Source organism: Telluria sp. AC161 (assembly GCF_979258535.1).
Genome location: NZ_OZ409861.1, coordinates 1,929,326 through 1,949,636 on the forward strand (window position 1 = coordinate 1,929,326; position 20,311 = coordinate 1,949,636).

At 64.9% G+C, this 20,311-nt stretch carries 16 protein-coding genes and 1 pseudogene; 10 read left to right on the forward strand and 7 right to left on the reverse strand.

Features of this window, described 5'->3' with window-relative positions:
• The first annotated feature begins 106 nt into the window (after positions 1–106).
• Entirely contained in the window at positions 107–1,465 is a 1,359-nt protein-coding gene (locus tag ACZ0AJ_RS08700) for an amino acid permease (protein ID WP_499453921.1), read from the forward strand.
• A gap of 164 nt (positions 1,466–1,629) precedes the next feature.
• Positions 1,630–2,298 (forward strand): outer membrane beta-barrel protein, encoded by a 669-nt coding sequence (locus ACZ0AJ_RS08705; RefSeq protein ID WP_499453922.1) that lies wholly within the window; start codon positions 1,630–1,632, stop codon positions 2,296–2,298.
• Between the two features lie 144 nt (positions 2,299–2,442).
• On the opposite strand, the gene ACZ0AJ_RS08710 is transcribed toward ACZ0AJ_RS08705, so the two are convergent.
• Positions 2,443–3,000 (reverse strand): DinB family protein, encoded by a 558-nt coding sequence (locus tag ACZ0AJ_RS08710; RefSeq protein WP_499453924.1) that lies wholly within the window; start codon positions 2,998–3,000, stop codon positions 2,443–2,445.
• 243 nt (positions 3,001–3,243) lie between these two features.
• Between ACZ0AJ_RS08710 and ACZ0AJ_RS08715 the strand changes: the two genes are divergently transcribed.
• The 4 genes from ACZ0AJ_RS08715 to lpdA are packed head-to-tail and all read left to right on the forward strand — an operon-like array spanning position 3,244 to position 8,278.
• Complete coding sequence (locus ACZ0AJ_RS08715) at positions 3,244–4,476, forward strand: 3-methyl-2-oxobutanoate dehydrogenase (2-methylpropanoyl-transferring) subunit alpha (RefSeq protein WP_183552559.1); 1,233 nt, start codon at positions 3,244–3,246, stop codon at positions 4,474–4,476.
• Positions 4,477–4,478: 2 nt separating this feature from the next.
• On the forward strand, positions 4,479–5,525 hold the full coding sequence (locus ACZ0AJ_RS08720; RefSeq protein WP_229424618.1) for an alpha-ketoacid dehydrogenase subunit beta: 1,047 nt from the start codon (positions 4,479–4,481) through the stop codon (positions 5,523–5,525).
• Between the two features lie 2 nt (positions 5,526–5,527).
• A complete protein-coding gene (locus tag ACZ0AJ_RS08725) occupies positions 5,528–6,871 on the forward strand; it encodes a dihydrolipoamide acetyltransferase family protein (protein WP_499454545.1) in 1,344 nt (447 codons plus the stop codon).
• 3 nt (positions 6,872–6,874) lie between these two features.
• Positions 6,875–8,278 carry a dihydrolipoyl dehydrogenase gene (gene lpdA / locus ACZ0AJ_RS08730; protein WP_499454548.1) on the forward strand — a complete coding sequence of 468 codons (1,404 nt, stop codon included), beginning with the start codon at positions 6,875–6,877 and terminating at the stop codon, positions 8,276–8,278.
• Positions 8,279–8,344: 66 nt separating this feature from the next.
• Here the strand turns inward: lpdA and ACZ0AJ_RS08735 are convergent, their stop codons facing one another.
• Together ACZ0AJ_RS08735 and ACZ0AJ_RS08740 are read right to left on the reverse strand one after the other, a co-directional pair.
• Complete coding sequence (locus ACZ0AJ_RS08735; RefSeq protein WP_499453927.1) at positions 8,345–8,980, reverse strand: TetR/AcrR family transcriptional regulator; 636 nt, start codon at positions 8,978–8,980, stop codon at positions 8,345–8,347.
• 386 nt (positions 8,981–9,366) lie between these two features.
• Entirely contained in the window at positions 9,367–9,717 is a 351-nt protein-coding gene (locus ACZ0AJ_RS08740) for a hypothetical protein (protein WP_499453929.1), read from the reverse strand.
• A 300-nt stretch (positions 9,718–10,017) separates the two neighbouring features.
• On the opposite strand from ACZ0AJ_RS08740, the gene ACZ0AJ_RS08745 reads away from it, so the two are divergent.
• Positions 10,018–11,694, forward strand: a complete 1,677-nt coding sequence (locus tag ACZ0AJ_RS08745) for a methyl-accepting chemotaxis protein (protein WP_499453930.1) — start codon at positions 10,018–10,020, stop codon at positions 11,692–11,694.
• Here ACZ0AJ_RS08745 and ACZ0AJ_RS08750 read toward each other — a convergent pair.
• Positions 11,626–11,796: pseudogene (locus ACZ0AJ_RS08750) on the reverse strand (IS1595 family transposase); the annotation flags it as partial. The gene ACZ0AJ_RS08745 and the pseudogene ACZ0AJ_RS08750 sit on opposite strands and share 69 nt — an antisense overlap.
• A gap of 62 nt (positions 11,797–11,858) precedes the next feature.
• Here ACZ0AJ_RS08750 and ACZ0AJ_RS08755 point away from each other — a divergent pair.
• From ACZ0AJ_RS08755 to ACZ0AJ_RS08765, 3 genes are all read left to right on the forward strand, one after another.
• Positions 11,859–12,812, forward strand: coding sequence for a DMT family transporter (locus tag ACZ0AJ_RS08755; protein ID WP_499453931.1), 954 nt, complete (start codon positions 11,859–11,861; stop codon positions 12,810–12,812).
• Positions 12,813–13,089: 277 nt separating this feature from the next.
• Positions 13,090–13,908 (forward strand): carotenoid biosynthesis protein, encoded by an 819-nt coding sequence (locus ACZ0AJ_RS08760; protein WP_499453933.1) that lies wholly within the window; start codon positions 13,090–13,092, stop codon positions 13,906–13,908.
• A gap of 13 nt (positions 13,909–13,921) precedes the next feature.
• Positions 13,922–15,310 (forward strand): oxygenase MpaB family protein, encoded by a 1,389-nt coding sequence (locus ACZ0AJ_RS08765; protein ID WP_499453935.1) that lies wholly within the window; start codon positions 13,922–13,924, stop codon positions 15,308–15,310.
• Positions 15,311–15,446: 136 nt separating this feature from the next.
• Here ACZ0AJ_RS08765 and ACZ0AJ_RS08770 read toward each other — a convergent pair whose 3' ends face one another.
• The 3 genes from ACZ0AJ_RS08770 to ACZ0AJ_RS08780 all read right to left on the reverse strand — a co-directional run bounded on the left by ACZ0AJ_RS08770 (position 15,447) and on the right by ACZ0AJ_RS08780 (position 20,297).
• Positions 15,447–18,503: a sensor histidine kinase gene (locus tag ACZ0AJ_RS08770; RefSeq protein WP_499453936.1), complete on the reverse strand. Its 3,057-nt coding sequence runs from the start codon at positions 18,501–18,503 to the stop codon at positions 15,447–15,449.
• 88 nt (positions 18,504–18,591) lie between these two features.
• Positions 18,592–19,560 carry an IS1595 family transposase gene (locus tag ACZ0AJ_RS08775; protein ID WP_499453937.1) on the reverse strand — a complete coding sequence of 323 codons (969 nt, stop codon included), beginning with the start codon at positions 19,558–19,560 and terminating at the stop codon, positions 18,592–18,594.
• A gap of 131 nt (positions 19,561–19,691) precedes the next feature.
• Complete coding sequence (locus ACZ0AJ_RS08780; protein ID WP_499453939.1) at positions 19,692–20,297, reverse strand: DedA family protein; 606 nt, start codon at positions 20,295–20,297, stop codon at positions 19,692–19,694.
• Positions 20,298–20,311: the final 14 nt, after the last annotated feature.

Genomic DNA, 20,311 nt, shown 5'->3' on the forward strand with positions numbered 1-20,311 from the left:
CCATCACCACAAGCATAGCGCGCCCGTCAAAACCGTGGCGCGAGTTTGCCGCGTCCGGCCGATGCAGTAGAATCCCTGTCTTTATAGCAAGATCAAGAAACCGATAATGGACGACGGGCACCACCAACTCAAGCGCGGGCTGAAAAACCGCCACATCCAGCTGATCGCCCTGGGCGGCGCGATCGGCACCGGCCTGTTCCTCGGCATCGCCTCGACCATTCAGATGGCCGGCCCCTCGGTGCTGCTCGGGTATGCCATTGCCGGCGCGGTCGCCTTCCTGATCATGCGCCAGCTGGGCGAGATGATCGTCGCTGAACCGGTGGCCGGCTCGTTCAGCCACTTCGCCGACAAGTATTGCGGGCGCCGCGCCGGCTTCGTCTCGGGCTGGAATTACTGGGTCATGTATATCCTGGTCAGCCTGGCTGAGCTGACAGCGCTGGGCATCTATATGCAGTATTGGTTCCCCGAGCTGCCGACGTGGGTCTCGGCACTGGGCTTCTTCGTGCTCGTCAACCTGCTCAGCCTGTTGAACGTGAAGGCCTTCGGCGAGCTGGAATTCTGGTTCGCCGTCATCAAGGTGGCGGCCGTGGTCGGCATGATCGTGTTCGGCCTGTACCTGCTGATCGGCGGCGGTGCCGGCCCCGAGGCGGGCGTGTCCAATCTGTGGCGCCATGGCGGCTTCTTCCCCAATGGCGTGGGCGGTCTGGCCATGGCCATGGCGGTGATCATGTTTTCGTTCGGCGGTCTGGAACTGATCGGCATCACCGCCGCCGAAGCAGACGACCCGTCGCGCACGATCCCGCGCGCGACCAATAACGCGCTGTACCGCATCCTGATCTTCTACATCGGCGCGCTGGCCGTGCTGTTGATGCTGTTCCCGTGGCAGAAGGTCGTCACCGGCGGCAGCCCGTTCGTGCTGATCTTCGCCGCGCTCGACAACGGCTGGGTCGCCAACGTCCTGAACCTGGTCGTGCTGACGGCCGCGCTGTCGGTCTACAACGGCTGCGTGTACGCCAACAGTCGCATGCTGTTCGGCCTGGCTGCACAGGGCAATGCGCCACGCGCGCTGATGCGCACCAATGCACGCGGCGTGCCGCTCAATGCACTGGCCGTGTCGGCCGTGGCCACCGGTTCGGCGATCCTGATCAATTACTTTCTGCCGGAAGAAGCGCTCGGCATGGTGATGAGCCTGGCCGTCGCTGCGCTCGTCATCAACTGGGCGATGATTTCGTGGAGCCACCTGCGCTTCCGGCGCAGCAAGGACCACGCGGGCGAGACGACGCTGTTTCGCAGCCCGTGGTTCCCGCTGTCGAACTACGTATGCCTGGCGTTCGTCGCCATCCTGCTCGTGATCATGGCGATCACGCCAGGGCTGCGCATCTCGGTGATCTTGATCCCGATCTGGCTGGCGCTGCTGGGCCTGGGGTTCTGGCTGCGCGAGCGCAGCGCCGCTCGGAAGGGATAAACCCGGGTGCGCTGCGCTCTCAGGGGCGCAGCGACGCCTGTTGTGCGGACGCAGCACGCGATTCGGATGACCGGGTCTGTGGCGAAAACGGTATTTACAGTGCGCAGAAAAACTGTACAGTGATTGGCTGATCTGCTCTGTAGTTCCATTGCCAAAGGACTGCCATGAACCGGCCTTTCAAGTCGCGCTACGTCACCTCCGTCACCTATCTCACCGCAGTCCTGCTGCTCGCTCCGTTGGTGGCCGTCGCCCAGGACGAGGCAACTTTCTACGCCAGCGCCTACGGGGGCGTCCCCGCCGCGCCGTCGACCAGCTTTTCGGAGTTCCGCCCTACCGGTCCAGGTGTTGGGGGCACGGCCAAGTTTGGTGGCGGTCTTGGTTTCGGCGCCGCCGTGGGTCGTCGCTTTGGCAATGGGTGGGCCGTCGAGCTGGCGTGGGACGAGCGCGGCAATTATCTCAGGCGCGTCGGTGGCGTCTCAGTCGATGGCAATATCTTTTCCGAACTGGTTCTGTTGAACGGGTACTACCGCTTCCCGGCCCGGGGCGCGCTACGACCGTTCATTGGCGCGGGTCTGGGCTACGTGGTCGCCGTGGATATCGACGTTGACCGAAACGGGTCTGAGCAAGAGTATTCACGCAAAGGCGGCGTGGCGGTACAAGCGATCGTGGGCGCCGAGTACATCCTCGCGCCCCGCTGGCGCCTGAGCGGCGATGCGCGCTGGACGAGCGTCGAGAACGGCACGTTCAAGGCCTCTGATGCCGGCAATGTATTGATCGGCAAGCCGAAATATCGACCTGCTTCGCTCAATGTCGGCATCACCTATCTGTTCTAAGCGGCCCGAGGCACGTCCAACTGCCTTCCAGCGGCCTGCTTCGCTCGATGATTTTGCTGCATGGCATTTAAGCACCACCTTCCCGCTTCAGCAGGTTGGCGCTGCCGGGCCTGGGGTTCTGGCTGCGCGAACGGCATGCCAGCGTCACGCCGGCGGCCGGTCCCCGATCAGCACCAGCAGGTCGGTCACGCCGATATCGGCGCCGGCCTGCGTCAGCAAGGTGCTGGCCTGGCCACGGTGATGGGTCTGGTGATTGAAGAAGTGCAGCAGCAAGCTGCCGAACGGCTTGCAGAACGTGGCACCACGCGTGTTGCGATAAGCCAGCACGTGGTCCAGATCGGCTGCCGTTACCTCGGCCGCCAGCGCCATGATGATCCCGTCGATCCGCTCGCGCTGCACGCGCAGCAGCGGCAGGCTGTCCCCGTACGACTGGCGCAAGTCGACTGGGATCGCCGCGCCGCGCAACGTCTCGAGCGCGCAATAGTCGCTCGCATGGCCAGCAAAGCGTGACAGCCAGATGCTGTCGGCTGCGACCAGGTGGTTCAGCGTTCCCAGCAATGATCCGAAGAAGGCCCCCCTGTCGGCGGTAACGAGCTCATGCGGCAAGGTCGCGGCCGCGTCGTACAGCTGGCGGTTCATCGTCGCGTTGTAGCGTGCCAGCAGAAGAATGTCGTCGCAGATCGGCATACTGCCTCCGGTCATGGGGAAACTCGATTCTCTCACCCGCGCGTCTTTCCTCCGAAAATTAAATTGCTGCATCGCGTTGCCCGCACTACCTGGCCACAAACACAGCATGACGCTGCACAAGCCCGCCCATTCGTCTGCGCACGCCACTCCCGTATGGTGCATAGCAATATGAAAATAGTTCGCCGCAGTTGACGTAAACGTCAATCAGCACGCTATGATCTTCATGCTGCACACCACCTCACAAGGGAAAGCACATATATGAGCCAGAGCAATCCTCTGTCGCTGCACGTACCGGAGCCTACCGGCCGTCCGGGCTGCAAGACCGATTTTACGTACCTCCAGTTGACCCCTGCCGGCGCTGTCCGGCGCCCGCCCATCGATGTGGCCCCGCTCGAGACGAGCGACATGGCCCAGCAACTCATCCGCGTGCTCGACGAGCACGGCAACGCCGTGGGCCCGTGGGCCGAAGCGCCTGACCGCGAGCTGCTGCGCTTTGGCCTGCGCACGATGATGAAAACCCGCATCTTTGATGCGCGCATGGTCATCGCCCAGCGCCAGAAGAAAATGTCGTTCTACATGATCAGCCTCGGCGAAGAAGCGATTGGCACCGCCCATGCGCTCGCGCTGCAGGACGGCGACATGAATTTCCCGACCTACCGCCAGCAAAGCCTGTTGATGGCGCGCGAAGTGCCGCTGGTCGACATGATCTGTCAGCTCCTGTCGAACGAACGCGATCCTCTCAAGGGCCGCCAGTTGCCGGTGATGTACTCGGTGCGCAGCGCCGGGTTCTTCACGATCTCGGGCAACCTCGCTACCCAGTACCCGCAAGCGGTCGGCTGGGCCATGGCCTCGGCCATCAAGGGCGACACCAAGATCGCATCGGCCTGGATCGGCGACGGCGCTACCGCCGAATCCGACTTCTCCACCGCCCTCACCTTTGCCCACGTGTACCGCGCGCCGGTCATCCTCAACGTGGTCAACAACCAGTGGGCGATCTCGAGCTTCCAGGCGATTGCCGGCGGCGAGAGCGTGACCTTCGCCACCCGTGGTGTCGGCAGTGGCATCGCGTCGCTGCGCGTCGATGGCAATGATTTCCTGGCCGTGCTGGCCGCCTCGCGCTGGGCCGCCGAACGTGCGCGCAGCAATCTGGGCCCGACGCTGATCGAATGGGTCACCTACCGCGCCGGCCCGCACTCGACGTCGGACGATCCGGCGCGCTACCGCCCGGCCGACGATTACGCCCGCTTCCCTCTGGGCGACCCGATCGCCCGCCTGCGCCAGTACCTGACGAATCTGGGCTGGTGGTCGGACGAAGAGCACGACGCGACGCACACGGCGCTCGAAGCCGAGATCCTGGCCGCGCAAAAAGAAGCGGAGAGTTTCGGCATCCTGGGCGACGAGCGCGCACCGAGCGCCGCGACGATGTTCGAGGACGTTTATAAAGACATGCCGGAGCACTTGCGCCGTCAGCGTCAACAGCTGGGGGTATGAGCATGGCACGCGACGATTTACCAAAAGATGCGGCCACCGTGCCGATGACCATGATCCAGGCGCTGCGCTCGGCCATGGACGTGATGATGGAACGCGACGACAACGTCGTCGTCTACGGCCAGGACGTCGGCTACTTCGGCGGCGTGTTCCGGGTGACTGACGGCTTGCAGGCGAAGTACGGCAAATCGCGCGCGTTCGACGCGCCGATTTCCGAAGGCGGCATCGTCGGCACCGCGGTCGGCATGGCCGCGTACGGTCTGCGCCCCGTGGTCGAAATCCAGTTCGCCGACTATTTCTATCCGGCGACCGACCAGATCGTGTCCGAAGCGGCGCGCCTGCGCTACCGCTCGGCCGGCGAATTCACGGCCTCGATGGTGATCCGCATGCCTTGCGGCGGCGGCATCTATGGCGGCCAGACCCACAGCCAGAGCCCGGAAGCGTTCTTCACCCACGTCTGCGGCCTGCGCACCGTGATGCCGTCGAACCCGTACGACGCCAAGGGCCTGCTGATCGCGTCGATCGAGAACGACGATCCGGTGATCTTCCTGGAGCCGAAGCGCCTGTACAACGGCCCGTTCGACGGCCACCACGACCGGCCTGTCGTGCCATGGTCGGGCCACCCGAAAGGCGATGTCCCGACCGGCTACTACACGGTCGAGCTGGACAAGGCGGCCATCGTCCGCCCAGGCAACGACGTCACCGTCATCGCCTACGGCACCATGGTCTGGGTGGCCGAAGCGGCGGCCCGTGAATCGGGCGTCGATGCCGAAGTGATCGACCTGCGCAGCATCTGGCCGCTCGACCTGGACACGCTCGTCAAGTCGGTGCAAAAGACCGGCCGCTGCGTGATCGTCCACGAGGCCACGCAGACGAGCGGCTTCGGCGCCGAACTGGCCGCGCTGATTCAGGAACACTGTTTCTATCAGCTGGAAGCGCCGATCGGGCGCGTGGCCGGCTGGGACACCCCGTATCCGCATGCGCAGGAATGGGCTTACTTTCCAGGGCCCGACCGTGTCGGCGCGGCCCTGAAACGCGTGATGGAGGGTTGATCATGGGAATTCATGTCATCAAGATGCCGGACCTGGGCGAAGGCATTGCTGAAGTGGAAGTCGTCGCGTGGCACGTGCAGCCGGGCGATACGGTGCGCGAAGACCAGGTGCTGGCCGACGTCATGACCGACAAGGCGACGGTGGAAATTCCGTCGCCCGTCGCCGGGACGATCACGAGCCTGGGCGGCGCGATCGGCCAGTCGCTGGCCGTGGGCGCGGAACTGATCCGCCTCGAAGTCGCCGGCGCCGGCAACGTCAGCGCCGACAAGGCGCGCAAGGAGCCCGTCCAATCGGGCGCCGCGACTGCGCCGGCCGAAGAAGTCGCTGAACCGCAGCTCGAGGCGGTGGCGGCGCATGCCGCAGAAACATTAGCGCCGGCTGCTGCACCAGCAAAACCGGCACCCGCTCCGGCCGCCAAACCAGCACCAGCCAGGGCCACCTCCGGTGCGCCGCTGCGCGCCGACGGCGAAAAGCCACTGGCCCCGCCGGCCGTGCGCCAGCGCGCCTGGGACCTGGGCGTCGAACTGCAGTTCGTGCCCGGCAGCGGGCCCGCAGGCCGCATCACGCACGCCGACCTGGATGCGCACGTGGCAGGCCGTCGCGGCGGCGCGGCCAATGGCGCGATGGACGAACGCTATGCCGAACAGCATGGCGAACACGCCACGCAGATCATCGGCCTGCGCCGCAAGATCGCCGAGAAGATGCAGGAAGCCAAACGCAACATCCCGCACTTCACCTACGTCGAAGAAGTCGACGTAACCGAACTCGAAGCGCTGCGCCTGCAACTCAATGCCCGCTACGGGCAGGAGCGCGGCAAGCTCACGCTGCTGCCGCTCCTGATGCGCGCCGTGGTGCTGGCGCTGCGCAGCTATCCGATGATGAGCGCGCGCTACGACGACGAGGCTAACACCCTGACAACCTATGACGCGGCCCACATCGGCATCGCTGCGCAGACCGAATCGGGCCTGATGGTGCCGGTCGTGCGTCACGCCGAATCGCGCGACCCCTGGTCGAGCGCCGCCGAAATTGCCCGCCTGGCCGAAGCGGCCCGCAGCGGCAAGGCCACGCGCGACGAGCTGACTGGCTCGACGATCACGATCACGAGTCTGGGTGCGCTGGGCGGCATCGTCACGACGCCTGTCATCAACCGGCCCGAAGTCGCCATCGTCGGTGTGAACCGCATCGTCGACCGTCCCGTCATCCGTGACGGCGCGATGGTGGCGCGCAAGATGATGAACCTGTCGTCTTCGTTCGACCACCGCGTCATCGACGGCATGGTGGCCGCCCAGTTCGTGCAGTCGATCCGGGGCTACCTCGAATTTCCTGCCACCCTGTTCGTGGAGTAAGCGATGGAGACAATCAATACGACCCTCCTGATCATCGGCGGCGGTCCGGCCGGCTACGTGGCGGGCATCCGTGCCGGCCAGCTGGGCATCCCCACCGTGCTTGTCGAAGGCGCGCAGCCGGGCGGCACCTGCCTGAACATCGGCTGCATTCCATCCAAGGCGCTGATCCACGCGGCCGACGAGTACGCCAAGACCGTGCACTACGCGGCGCAGACGTCACCACTGGGGATCAAGGTGGATTCGCCCAGCATCGACCTCGAAAAAACGGTGGCCTGGAAGGACGGCATCGTCAAGCGCCTGACCGGCGGCGTGGGCGCCCTGCTGAAAAAACAGGGCGTGCGCGTGATACGCGGCTGGGCCCGCGTCCTCGACGGCAAGACGGTCGAGGTACAGCCGCACGAGGGTAGCGGGCAAGAGCCGGTGCGCATCCGCTGCGAACATTTGCTGCTGGCCAGCGGCTCGCACGCGGTCGAACTGCCGTTCATGCCGTTCGGCGGACCGGTGATTTCGTCGACCGAGGCGCTGTCACTGAGCGAGGTGCCGCGCCGCATGGTCGTGGTCGGCGCGGGTTATATCGGGCTGGAACTGGGTACGGCGTTTCGCAAGCTGGGCAGCCAGGTCACGGTCGTCGAGGCGGCCGAGCGCATCCTGCCAGCCTACGATGCGGATCTCGTCAAACCGGTTGCCAGTTCGCTTGAGCGCCTCGGCGTCGAGGTCCGCCTGGCCACGTCGGTGCTGGGCATGGAGGGCGAGCGGGTCAAGGTGCGCGACGCATCCGGCGTGGAAGCCTATCTCGAGGCCGATCGCGTGCTGGTGGCCGTCGGCCGCAAGCCGGCAACCACCGGCTGGGGTCTCGAACACCTGATGCTCGACATGAACGGGCGCGCCGTGAAGGTCGACGAGCAATGCCGCACGTCGATGCGCAATGTCTGGGCGATTGGCGACCTGACGGGCGAACCGATGCTGGCGCACCGCGCGATGGCGCAGGGCGAGATGGTGGCCGAGATCATCGCGGGCAAGCGGCGCTGGTTCCATCCGGCGGCGATTCCAGCCGTCTGCTACACCGATCCCGAGATCGTGGTGGCCGGCATGTCCCCTGGCGAGGCGGCAGCGGCCGGCATCGACGCCATCAGCGCCAGCTTCCCGTTCAGCGCCAATGGGCGGGCGATGACGATCGAGAGCACCGATGGGTTTGTCCGCGTCGTCGCGCGCAAGGATAACCACCTGATCCTGGGCTGGCAGGCGGTGGGCGTCGGCGTGGCCGAACTGGCGGCGGGCTTCACGCAGTCGATCGAATTGGGCGCGCAACTGGAAGACGTGGCGCGCACGATCCACGCCCATCCGACCCTCGGTGAAGCGGTGCAGGAAGCAGCGCTGCGCGCGCTGGGCCACGCACTGCATATCTGAGGCAGGGCGCCGTCCCATCCAGGGACGGCGCTTCATCCCTGCTTTCCTTCTATTGCTGCTGACCGGCTACGCGCTGGTGGCCGGCGCGACGCGGGGCCGCTTTGACAGCGCGGTGCCAAGGCGCAGCGCCGCCGCGACGGCCTCGTCGATCGGCGGCTCGTAGTTGCATGCGATCCAGCGCATCGCAATATGAATCACACCACCGATCACGCCTGCCTGCAGCAACTCGTCGTCCATCAGATCCGGCGCCACCAGGCGCGTGACAGCCAGACCAAATTCGCGCAGCGATTCGTCGAAGGTTCGATCCACGGCAGCACTCACACCACGGATTTCGACGAGGAATACGCGTGCCGAACGGGGGTCGCGCTGGATCGAAGAGAAATAAGCGTAGAGCATGGCTCGCGAGCGTGCAACCCTGCCACCGCGCGCCGATTCTCCGGCCAGCAGCACTCTTTCACGCACCAGATCGGTGATGAAATTGTAGCTGTCGATTAGGAGCATTTCGCTGTTCGCGAATGATTCGTAGAAGTAGCGCTCCGTGAGACCCGCGGCGTCGCAAACAGCCTTGACGGTCGCGTTGTGATAGCCCCGCTCGCCATATACGCTGATGGCGCCGGCAATGAGGCGGTTACGCCGGTCAGCGCGACGCTGCTCGGGCGTCTGTCCGCGATAGGAGCGAGTGTTTGATATCTCTTGAGTCATTGCAACATTCTGACACATTATCACTAATAATGATGACAATCTGCCATGTCAGTCATTGCAACAGGGTCAAGGGCGTGACACTCCCCCGGGCATTGAATTTTCTCCCGCAGACAGCAGGTAATCGACGGACCTGCTGTTCAATTTCTCTATGCAAACAGGGTATTGGCAACAGCTCCGATGGGCGAATCTGAATCTACCGGACCGAAGCTGCCAACAGTTGGCATCATGCTCTCGGCGATGAACAGACACCGTTATCTGGCAGACAAGGTGACCAGATTCATTCTAGTCCACCTATGCCACTTCGGCGAGGCTTTACAAAGAGCAAGCGGAGAGGCGGCGGATCCTGTAACGCGATCCGCCGTCCCGGTCCTGCAGCAGGTCATTGCTTATTTGTTGTCCGCACCTTTGCCAGCGCGGTCGCTGGTACCGGCAGCGGCAACCTGGCTACCTTGCGTGCCATTCTCGTCGGTCTTGCCCTGGAAACCCTCATCGGTCTGCTCTTCGGTCGAGCCGCCGGCCAGCAGGTCGTCGGTGCGACCAAGCTGTTGCAGTCCGCCGCCAGCCGTTTCGTCCTCGCTCTCGCTATTCGTTCCCGGCGCTGGCTGCTTGCTACCGCTGCCGGCAACGTCGCCGGTCGAACCCGCGCCCATCGTTGCCACACTTGTCGTGCCGGTGGTGAGCTGGTCCCAGTTACGGCCCTTGACGTCCTGATCCTTGTTGTCGTTATCGATTGGCATGCGGTGCTCCTGATGTGTGAAGAATATCGCCATCTTATGCCGATCGTGCGCCGCCGCCATAGGCGTGTGCGCCCGTTTGTTGTAGGACTGGGAGCGCACTGCATGCATCTTCCAGACCGCATGGCAATCAGCACCACTACGGAGTTGCGGCTTTGCCGAAGAGCAACATTTATGCCATTTGTCGCGTTATACTGCCGATCAACCGCATGCCCGGCGCCGCCCGTGCGAGCGTCGTTTGCGCATTTCAACATCTGCAGCCCGGTCGCCGGCGCTGCACCACTGATTTTCAGGACCATCCCCATGAAGAACCTGCCATTAGGCGCCCGCCTCGGGCTGGGCTTTGCCATTGTGCTGACGCTCCTCGTCGCACTGAGCGCGACCGCCCTCACCCGCATGGACGAAGCAGGCAGCAAGACGCACCGCCTCGTCAACACCAGCATGAAGAACCAACGCAATATTGCCGAATGGCGTCGCAATATCGAAGTCAACACCGCGATCAACGACACCGTCTACCACGCGCCGGATGCGTCGATCCTGGACGTCATCGCAGAGCGCCGCGCTGCCATCACGGCGCGCTCGGACGTCCTGCAACAGGAGATTGACGCGGCACTTGCCAACCCGGGCGTGCGTGAGCAGTTCAAGACCGTCAAGGCAGAGCGCCAGGCGTATATGGGCGCGCGCGATGCGCTGTTTGCGGCCAAGCGCGCGGGCGACCAGGCCCGGCTCGAGGAACTCTACCGTACCCGCCTGACCCCGCAGACGGATTCGTACCTGGCAACGGTACGCAAGTTCGCCGACATGCAAAGCGCGGCCACCGGCGTCATTGCAACCACCATCCTTGATTCGTACGCCAGGACCAGGGTCATCCTGTTCACGCTGTCCGGGGCTGCGCTGCTGCTGGGCATCGGCTGCGCCTGGTGGATCACCCGCTCGATCACCCAGCCACTGCGCAGCGCAGTCGCAGTGGCCGAGCGCGTTGCCGCGGGCGACCTGACCAGCCGCATCGAAACGGGCCGGCGCGACGAAGTCGGCCAGTTGCTGGACGCGCTGGGCCGCATGAACGGGAACCTGGCCGGTATCGTCGGCCAGGTGCGCGACGGTACCGCGACCATTGCTCACGTCTCGGGCGACATCGCCAGCGGCAACCAGGACCTGTCGGCCCGCACCGAGCAGCAGGCCGGCTCGCTCGAAGAAACGGCCGCCTCGATGGAAGAACTGACGTCGACCGTGCGCCAGAATACCGAACACGCGCACCGCGCCAACAGCCTGGCCGCCACGGCTGCCGGCGTGGCCGGCGACGGCGGGCGCATCGTGGGCGACGTGATCGGCACGATGGGCCGCATCGACGCGTCGTCGCAGCGCATCGTCGACATCATCGGCGTGATCGACGGCATTGCGTTCCAGACGAATATCCTGGCGCTCAATGCCGCTGTCGAAGCGGCGCGCGCCGGCGAGCAGGGCCGCGGCTTCGCCGTGGTTGCCGGTGAAGTGCGTACGCTGGCCCAGCGCTCGGCGGGCGCGGCCCGGGAAATCAAGGCACTGATCGATGATTCGGTGGCCCAGGTACGCGAAGGCACGCGCCAGGTCGACCTGGCCGGCACGACCATGCAGCAGATCGTGCACAGCATCGGCCAGGTCACGGTGATCGTGAGCGAAATCGCCGCCGCCAGCGAAGAGCAAAGCGCCGGCATCGAGCAGGTCAACACCGCGCTGGTCGAGATGGACCACGTCACGCAGCAAAACGCCGCCCTCGTCGAAGAAGCCGCCGCGGCGGCCGACGCGATGCGCGAGCAGGCCAGCCAGCTCGCGTCGGTCGTGGCCACGTTCCGCCTGGCGCAGTCAGTGTTATCTGTTGATGACGCTGATAGCAATGCGAAGCAATTGCCCTGGCAAAATAATTCGCTCTCCATCCAGCGCCCAGCGCCAGCCCAGGTAATTGGGCAGGTAGCGCGACGCCACGCCGCGAAAGCGCTGTAGCCAGGCCTTGAAACGCTGATGGTAAGCGTTGACGTTCTGCACGTGGATAGCGAGATTGCCCAGTCGTCTCGCACGCACACCGGCGCGCAGGTTGACCGTCTCGCTTTGGCAGCCTGAGCCGCTGCTAGAATGCCCGGCTGACGGGATCACGGGAAGGAACAGGCATGGGGATCGGTGTGTTGTGCGGCTTGCTGGCTGGCGCCATGTGGGGCATCGTGTTCATCGCGCCGGCCTATCTGGCCGCGTTCACCCCGCTGCAACTGACCGTCGGGCGCTATCTGGCCTACGGCGCCATCGCCCTCGTGCTCCTGGGCCCGCGCCTGCGCGCCCTCCTCGCCAGCCTGTGCCGGGCCGACCTGTACGCGCTCGCGCGCCATGCGCTGGCCGGCAACCTGGTGTACTACGTGCTGCTGACGTATGGCGTGCAGTATGCGGGGGTCGGGCCGACCTCGCTGATCGTCGGCATGGTGCCGCTGGTGGTCACGCTGCTCGGTCGCCATGACCACGGCGCGGTGCCGCTGCGGCGCATGCTGGCCCCTCTGCTGCTGGTCGCGGCCGGCATCGCCTGCATCAACATCGACACCTTCATGCATGCACCGGTCGATGCATCGGGCATCGCCATCGCCGGCGGCGTGCTGTGCGCCACCGGCGCCTTGCTGTGCTGGAGCTGGTACGCGCTCGACAATGCGCGCTACCTGAAGAACAACCCGCGCTTTGGCAGCGGCGAATGGTCGGCGCTGTACGGCCTGGCCACCGGCGTGCTGTCCCTGGTGCTGGCACCGTTCGCGTTCTGGGACATCGGCGCACCAGTGGCGGGCGAGCGCGACTGGACCGTGTTCTGGGCCTGCAATGCCCTGCTGGCGCTGGGGGCGTCGGTCATTGGCAACCATTTCTGGAACGTGGCCAGCCGCCGTGTGCCCGTCACGCTGACGGGCCAGCTGATCCTGTTCGAAACATTGTTCGCGCTGCTGTACGGCTGCATCTATCGCGGCGCCGGGCCACGGCCACTGGAACTGGCGGCAATCGCGCTGTTGATCGCCGGTGTGGCCTGGTCGGTCAGGCTGCACGGCGTCGTGGAAGATCGCGCGGTGGCAAGACCCGTGCGTGAGCACCATTGACAATCCCGCAAGGCGCCGTTCAGGTGCGAAGCAAACAACACAGCCATACAGTGTTCTTGGATAAACAGAGGCGATGCTGGGCATAAATGTTGACCTGCCGCAATCATCTGCATAATAATAACAGCCGTAATTGTTTGTTGCCTGGAAATTCGAGCTCGTGTAGCCCGTTCCATCCGGCGGCAAGAACCCTGGCAGTATGTTTCGCCGGAGTCAGAACCCCCGGGATTCTCCCACATCGTCCGGGTTCGGTTGTCCCTTTCGTCCGCTGAGGATGTAGATGAGTTTCACGAATAATCGATTTACGCTGTTGACCTTCGGTGCTTTCGCCCTGCTGCTATGCGCAATGGGCGCCGCGGCGCTGCATTTGAGCGTCGAAACCATGTTTGTGGTCTCGGTGCTGATGTTCGTCACCTGCGTGTCGAGCGCGGTGCACCTGTACGGCGTGCGCATGGGCCTTCGGCTTATGGTTCTGGCTGTGAGTATTGGTTTCTTCGCCGAATACATGGGTGAAAACTACGGCTGGTTCTTCGGCGACTACGATTTTACCGACGGACTCGGACTGCGGCTGCTGGGCGTGCCAGTCGTGATTCCGCTCATGTGGTTCAACCTGGTACACATGTGCCTCGTTCTTGGCAACATCATCCTGTTTCGCACGCCCGTCGCGCCAGCCGGAGGTGTCGGTACGATCATCGCGTCCTCCGTATTCTGCGGCATGCTCGTAACGGCCTACGACCTCGGGGCGGACCCGTATATGGTCTTTGTCGCCAAGGCGTGGATCATGACCAAGACCGACGGCTACTGGTTCGGGGAAACCCTGCAGGGCTTCGTGGGCTGGATGTCGATTTCGACGGTGATCGCCGCGCTGTTCAATCTGCTGACCCGTTCTGCCCCGCCACCGGCCGTCGCTGAGCCGTTCAGGAAAGTGCATGCGCTAGTGCCGGTCCTGATCTATGCAGACCTGATGGTATTTCTGATGATGCACGGCGAACCCGTTGAAACGCGGACGATCGTCTTGTTCGCGATGGGCATCCCCCTGCTTGCTGCTTTACTGACGTACCAGCAATGGTCCTTCCGGCCCAACGCTGCGTCCGATTGACAGGGTGACGCGCATGCAATGGACCGACAAACTGATTGATGGTTTCAAGTACTGCGGCGACCCCACAGCCGACCGCGCCGTGGCCGCCTTGCTCTCAAGCCAAAGCGAGCCCGACACAGGCGCAGACGGCAAGCTACACGCGCTACAGCAAGCTTTCGCCTTTCTGAGGCCCTTGTCCCTCAATCAGGATATCGCTGCAGGGGTCGCCGAGCGGCGCACGCTCCACGGCGAACACGATGAGCTCGCTAACCTCGTTGAGTCATGCGCGGCCTTGCCGGAATGGGCCGACCACCAGCAGATCGAGCGGGCCGAACGGCTGTTTCGGGAAGGTGGCGTCGTTTCCTGCATCCTGTTCTTTTGCGCCTGCCTGCCGGAAGTGTATGTCGTTCCCGATATCTCGACCGTTCTGCGTGCTACCGGCAATCTGGAGAAAATGACCGACCAGCGCATCCGCGCAACGTCCGCCATGATCATGGCAGCCCTGATGAGCGGCGGTCTGCGCAAGGAGCTTGGTGCAGGCCGGCCGAAAGTGCTGAAGGCGCGATTCATCCACGCTGTCATGCGCCACCTGTTTCTGCGCGGCAGTCCGCAGGAGCGTGTCGTCCAGGGCCAGCTGCAGGAAGTGCCCCCGCTGGCACAGGCCGCCCGTACTGAAAACACCTTTCGCCAGGCGCTTGCCCACGGGTGGAAACCGGCTAACGATGGGCTTCCGTGTAATCAGGAAGAACTCTCGTACACTCTGCTGACCTTCGGCTTCGTCTACCTGCGTGGCCTGCGCCGACTCGGCCTCGGCTTTGCGAAGCCGGACGAGGAAGCCTATCTCCACCTGTGGAACGTGGTCGGCTATCTGCTGGGCATTGATGCGCAGATGATGGCGCATACGATGGACGACGCCGCTATCCTTTTCGCGCGTCTGCAGGCGCGTGCGCGGGCCAAGCCACTGGCGGACGACCCGCGCCGCGCACTTGGCGGCGCCTTGCTGGGATCGATCGAGAAATCGATCCCGCATGCCCTGTTGCAGCCGGCCGCCGCACTGGTGGTCGAACACCTGACCAGCGCAGCAACCGCGCGCGACCTGGGCTTTCACGCGCGCGCATCGCTTGCCTCGCGCTGCGTATTCGCCGCCGGCATGGGCACGACGAAGCTCATCGATCGCGTCGTCCGCAAGCTCAGCCCTGAGTTTTCCCTGGTCCGCTTCCTGTTCAGAGTAGCCGGCTACAAACTGGTGCATGCCGTCCTGACCGACGACGCCAGCCCGATCGATCTGCCAGAAAGTACCAGACGAGAGATCAACGCCATGCTCGAGGAGTGGAGCAGCGACCGTCACGCGCCGCGGTGGATGAACAGGATGGAGGACTATTTCACGACCAGAGGCGACTGGAGCGAATCGATCGGCGTGTAGGGCAAAGAGCGCACGGCGATCAGGCAGGCGCACGAGCAGGCGCTGATCACATGAACACATGCCGGCGCCTGCCATATGCGCAACAGAGACAGGAGCAGCCCCGGCAGGCCAGCCCGAAACGGGTGGCGGCGTCCGCTTAGCCGGCTGGCAGCTGGACCGGCGCGTCGGCGGTGGGAAGCAGCAGATCGACGCCCACCGTCGTACCGCGCGAAGTGCTGGCGATCGTGAGCGCACCACCGGCCAGGCGCGCGCGTTCGCGCATGCCGGGCAAGCCCCAGTGCCCCTGGCGCGCGCCGCGGGCCAGGATGTCGGGCGGGATCCCCTGCCCGTCGTCGCTCACGGCCAGGCGCAGGTTGCCACCCTGGCACGTGAGTTCAAGCACCACCTGGCGCGCGCCGGCGTGGCGAAACGCATTGGACAGGGCTTCGCGGCCGATCGTGAACAGTTCTTCTTCGACGTCCGGCGCCAGCACGGGCAGCGCGCCGCTGCTGCGCACGACGAAGCGCACGCCGGCCGGCGCCGCGAACTGCTTGCCCGCCTCGGCCAGCGACTGCGCCAGCATCCCGTCGCGCACCGCCAGCCGCCGCAATTGCGTGAGCCGCTCGCGGCCTTCGTCGATCACGTTTTCGGCCCGGACCAGAACATCCTCGACATCGGCGCGCAAGCTGCCTTCGCCCGGCAGCTTGCCCATCAGGACATGCATGCGCAGCACCAGCGCCTGCACGCTTTGCAGGAACGTGTCGTGCAGCGTACGGGCGATGCGTTCGCGCTCGAGCATGCGCACCTTGACGTCATGGTGCAGGCGCCGCGCGACCAGCCGCAAGCGCCAGCGGTGCAGCGCCCAGCCAATGGCCAGCAGCACGAACCCGCAGGCCAGCTGGAACGGGAGCGTCTGCGTGAAGGCGGCCTCGATGCGCAGCGCCGCGCGCGCCGGCGCGGGACTCCAGACGCCGTCCTCGTTGGCGGCGATGACTTCGAAGGTGTAGGCGCCCGGCGCCAGGTTCGTGTACACGGCCTGGCGCACGTTGCCGGCGTCGCGCCAGTCGCGGTCTTGCCCCAGCAGGCGATAACGAAAGCGCACGCGCTCCGGCATCGACAGCGCCGTGGCGGTAAAGTCGATTTCCAGCCGCGGCGTGCGGGCCGGCAGCACCACCGGCGCGCCGGCAGGATAGCTGCGTTCGTCCGTGCGGATGGCGCCCACCAGCACGGTCGGCGGGCGCGGATTGCGCGGGATGGCAGCCGGGTCAATGTGGCCGACGCTGTTCGAGGTGGCGTACCACAGGCGGCCGTCGGTTGCCTCGACCAGCGATGGCAGCGGCCGGATCTGCGCCGGCATCCCCAGGTGCCCATCGAGATGGTCGAACCGTTCGGCAGCCACGTCCGGACGCAGCCGGGCAGTGGCATCCGCCAGCGCCCGCGCGTCGATGCGCGCCAGCCCGCCCGTGTCGTGCAGCCACAGTTCGCCGCCGGCACGTTCCACGATGCCCGAGACGCCGTAGAAGGCGCCGCGCCCCGTTTCGGCCAGCGGTACGAAGCGGCGGCCATCGAACCAGGCCAGGCCACGGTCGCCGCCGACCCAGGTCCGGTCGCGCCCCTGGACGATGGCCAGCGTATTGCCTACGGCCAGGCCATCCTTGTCAGTGAAGCGGCGTACCTGGCCGGCGTCCAGCACGGCGATCCCGTTATCGACATAGCCGAACCAGATGCGCCCGGCGCGGTCAGTGGTGAGGGTGATGGCGGTTGGCATACGCAGGTCGGCATGCCCGCCACCGGCGCGCCAGACGCCGTCCTGCAGCACGTGCACCCCCTTGCCTGTCACCGACAGCCACAATGCGCCATCCGGCGCCACGGTGATCGCCTGGACGACCTGCGGCGCGAGGTCGGGCGGCAGCGGCGTACGCGTGGTGGCGCCCTGCGCCACGCGCCACAAGCCACCATCGGCGGCAAACCAGAGCGTGCCATCGGCCTGGCGGTGCGTCGCGCTGGCGCGGTAGATCGGCACGCTGCGGCGTCCGCCCTGCCGGTCGACGACGAAGGTGGGCACCGGGAACGCGTTTTCGTGATGGCGGTTGATGACCCATACGGCGCCGTCGTCGCCCGCAATCACGCCCGGCAGCCCGGTCTGGCCTTTCGGCAGTGTGATTGTCGCCAGGCGCGGCTCGCGTACGCGGTCGATGCCGTTCTCGGTGGCGAACCACAGATTGCCTTCACGGTCCGTCAGTGAGCTGGTCATCGACTTGCCCGAGAAACCGTTGGCCGGCATGAACTGTTGCACGGGCTTCTTCTGTTCGTCGAGCAGCTGCAGCGCATCGCCCGCATTCACCCACAGTCGGTGGCGGCGATCGATGGCATACGTCAGCATCGGCAAGCCACCGTTGTTCAGCGTGAACGGGGTCACGCTGCCGGTATCCGGGTCGAACAGTTGCAGGCCGCGAGCGCGGCTGTTGATCAATACCTGACGCTCGGTTAGGAGGTCGCCCCCATCGACGCCCGCCTGGTCGAGCACGCGCCTGAACGTGTAGACGCGGCCCGGCGTGCTTTGCCCACTTTGCCCGCTTTGCTCATGACGTTCGCTCCGGTAGACGCCATCGGCGCCATACACCAGCATGCTGCCGTCGGGCAGGACGGTGTGGAACCGTTGCGCACCCTCGGGCAAGCCCTCGGCCGCCGTCACCAGACGCCAGTGTTCTCCATCGAACGCAAACAGGCCGCGGCTGCCGGTGGCCCAGAAGCTGCCGTCGGGCAGATGGATAAAGTAGTACACCGCACCCTGCGGCCCGCCGCTGCCCGTGTAGTGCTGCACGGCGCCGGGCGTAAAGCGGCTGATGCCGCCGAATTGGTAGCCGACCCAGATTGTGTCGCCGACCGCCTTGACAGCGGTAATGGCCGGCGAATGGAGGGGGTGGCCATACACGGCGCGGTTGCGCACGAAGCGCGCGCCGTCGAAGCTGTACAGGCCATCGGTGGCAGCGAACCACAGCAGGCCATTGCCATCCTGGGCCATCGAAAACACGTTTGCTGGCGCGCCATCCTTGCGGGTCCAGCCGGTGTGTTGCAGATCGGTGCGCCAGGGAGTGATGGCGGCTGGGGACTGGGACTTTGATTGAAACTGATGTGCATGACTGACGGGGGCATGCGCCAACGACGTGGCGGCCAGCGTCCATGCAACGATACGTAGGCAAAGCGGGGCCATGCGGGCTTTTCGTCGATGTGCGTTCTTGTTATTGGTCGTACCGCACAATCATAGCTGGCGTGGCATAAAAAGCAAGGCGCAGTCAGCGTTATCTACTGATGACTCTGATTGCGATGTGAAACAAGTGCTCGGGCGAACTGACCCTGTCGCCATCCAGCGCCCAGCGCCAGCCCAGGTAGTTAGGCAAATAGCGCGATGCCACGCCACGAAAGCCGAGCAGCCAGGCCTTGAAACGCTGGTGATAAGCGTTCACGTTCTGCACGTGGATGGCACTGTTGCCGAGATGCCTGACGCGCACGCCTGCACGCAGATTGACCGCTGCGTGGGCAATTTTGTGCTTGCGTGCAAAAGCCCGATAGGCCGGATGGCTGTCGCTGACCAGCAGCGCTCGGGGATCGAGCTTGGGCAGCAGATCGCGCTCGAGTTGCGCCGCCGTTACCGCACCACGACCGGTAACGGCATCGATAGTGCGTCCTTCGCGGTCACGAGCCACCAGGATACAGTCGAGCTCGCGCGAAATGCCCGGCCTGGTCGCACGACCGCCGCGGCGGCGCGCCGGGCGGTCGAGTGTGCGGGAGCCTTTTTGCGATTCGAGCAGGAATGTTTCGTCGGCCTCAACAATGCCATTCAGCGCTGCGGGCCGGTCGAGTTTGCTCCAGTGCAGGAAGCGGTGGCGCCATCGAAAAGCGGTATTGCGGTGCACGCCAACCCGGTCTGCCGCCTTGCGCACCGGGAGTGACTGGAGCAGCACTTGCGAGTACGTGAGCCATTTGGCCTTCAGCCTGAGCCGCGCGAGCGGCGTGCCGGTCAGGTCGTTGAACGTGCGGCCGCAGGCGCAGCATCGGTAGCGCTGCAGGTCATTGGCAAAGCCGTGGCGGTAGTAGCGCTCATTGCCGCATCTGGGGCAGCAGCGGCCTGGCGTCCTGACCTCGGTGATCAGCGCGACCACCTGCTCGAGCCCGGCCAAGGGGTGCAAAGCACCGAGCACTTGCCGGCGTTGCGGCTGGTTGAGCAACGGCAGTTTTGCGAACCAGTTCTTGAAACGCGGCGCTTTCATGATCGACTCCTGACGCTGGGGACAGGGGTAGGACCACAGTACCGCTCATGAGTTCAAAGCTCGTCTCTATTTAACGTTGACAGCGCCAAAAGCAAGGGCTGCCGCTCGCCTGAACGGCAGCCCTGGATGTTTCAGGTCTTGCTGCGCGACTTGAACGTCACCACGCGGTACAGATACCAGCCGAGCAGGCCGATCAAGACCGCCTTCGACACCGGATCGACATACTCGGCCACGCGCTCGTACTGGCTCTCGAGTGCATAGCCGGCGCCGGTCAGGATGCCTGTCCAGATCAGCGAACCGATCGTCGAGAACAACAGGAACTGGCCCATCGACATCTTGGCCAGGCCTGCCGGCACCGAAATCAGCGTGCGGATCGCCGGAATCAGGCGCCCCAGCAGCACCACCTTCTTGCCATGTTTTTCGAACGCGGCCATCGCGTGCTCGATGTCGCCGTGGGTGACGGTCATCCAGCGCGCGTGCTTGTCGGCGAAGGCTTCGAGCCGCTCCTTGCCATACACCTTGCCGGCGTAATACCAGGGCAAGGCGCCGGCCACCGAGCCGGCGGTACCGGCCAGCAGCACGCCGACCACGTTCAGGTCACCGCGCGCAGCGACGAATCCGGCAAACGGCATGATCAGCTCGGACGGAATCGGCGGAAAGATGTTTTCCAGCGCCATCAGGGCAAAGACGCCCAGATAGCCGCTCTTTTGCATGAACTCGGTGATGAACTCGAACACGGGACGTACTCCAT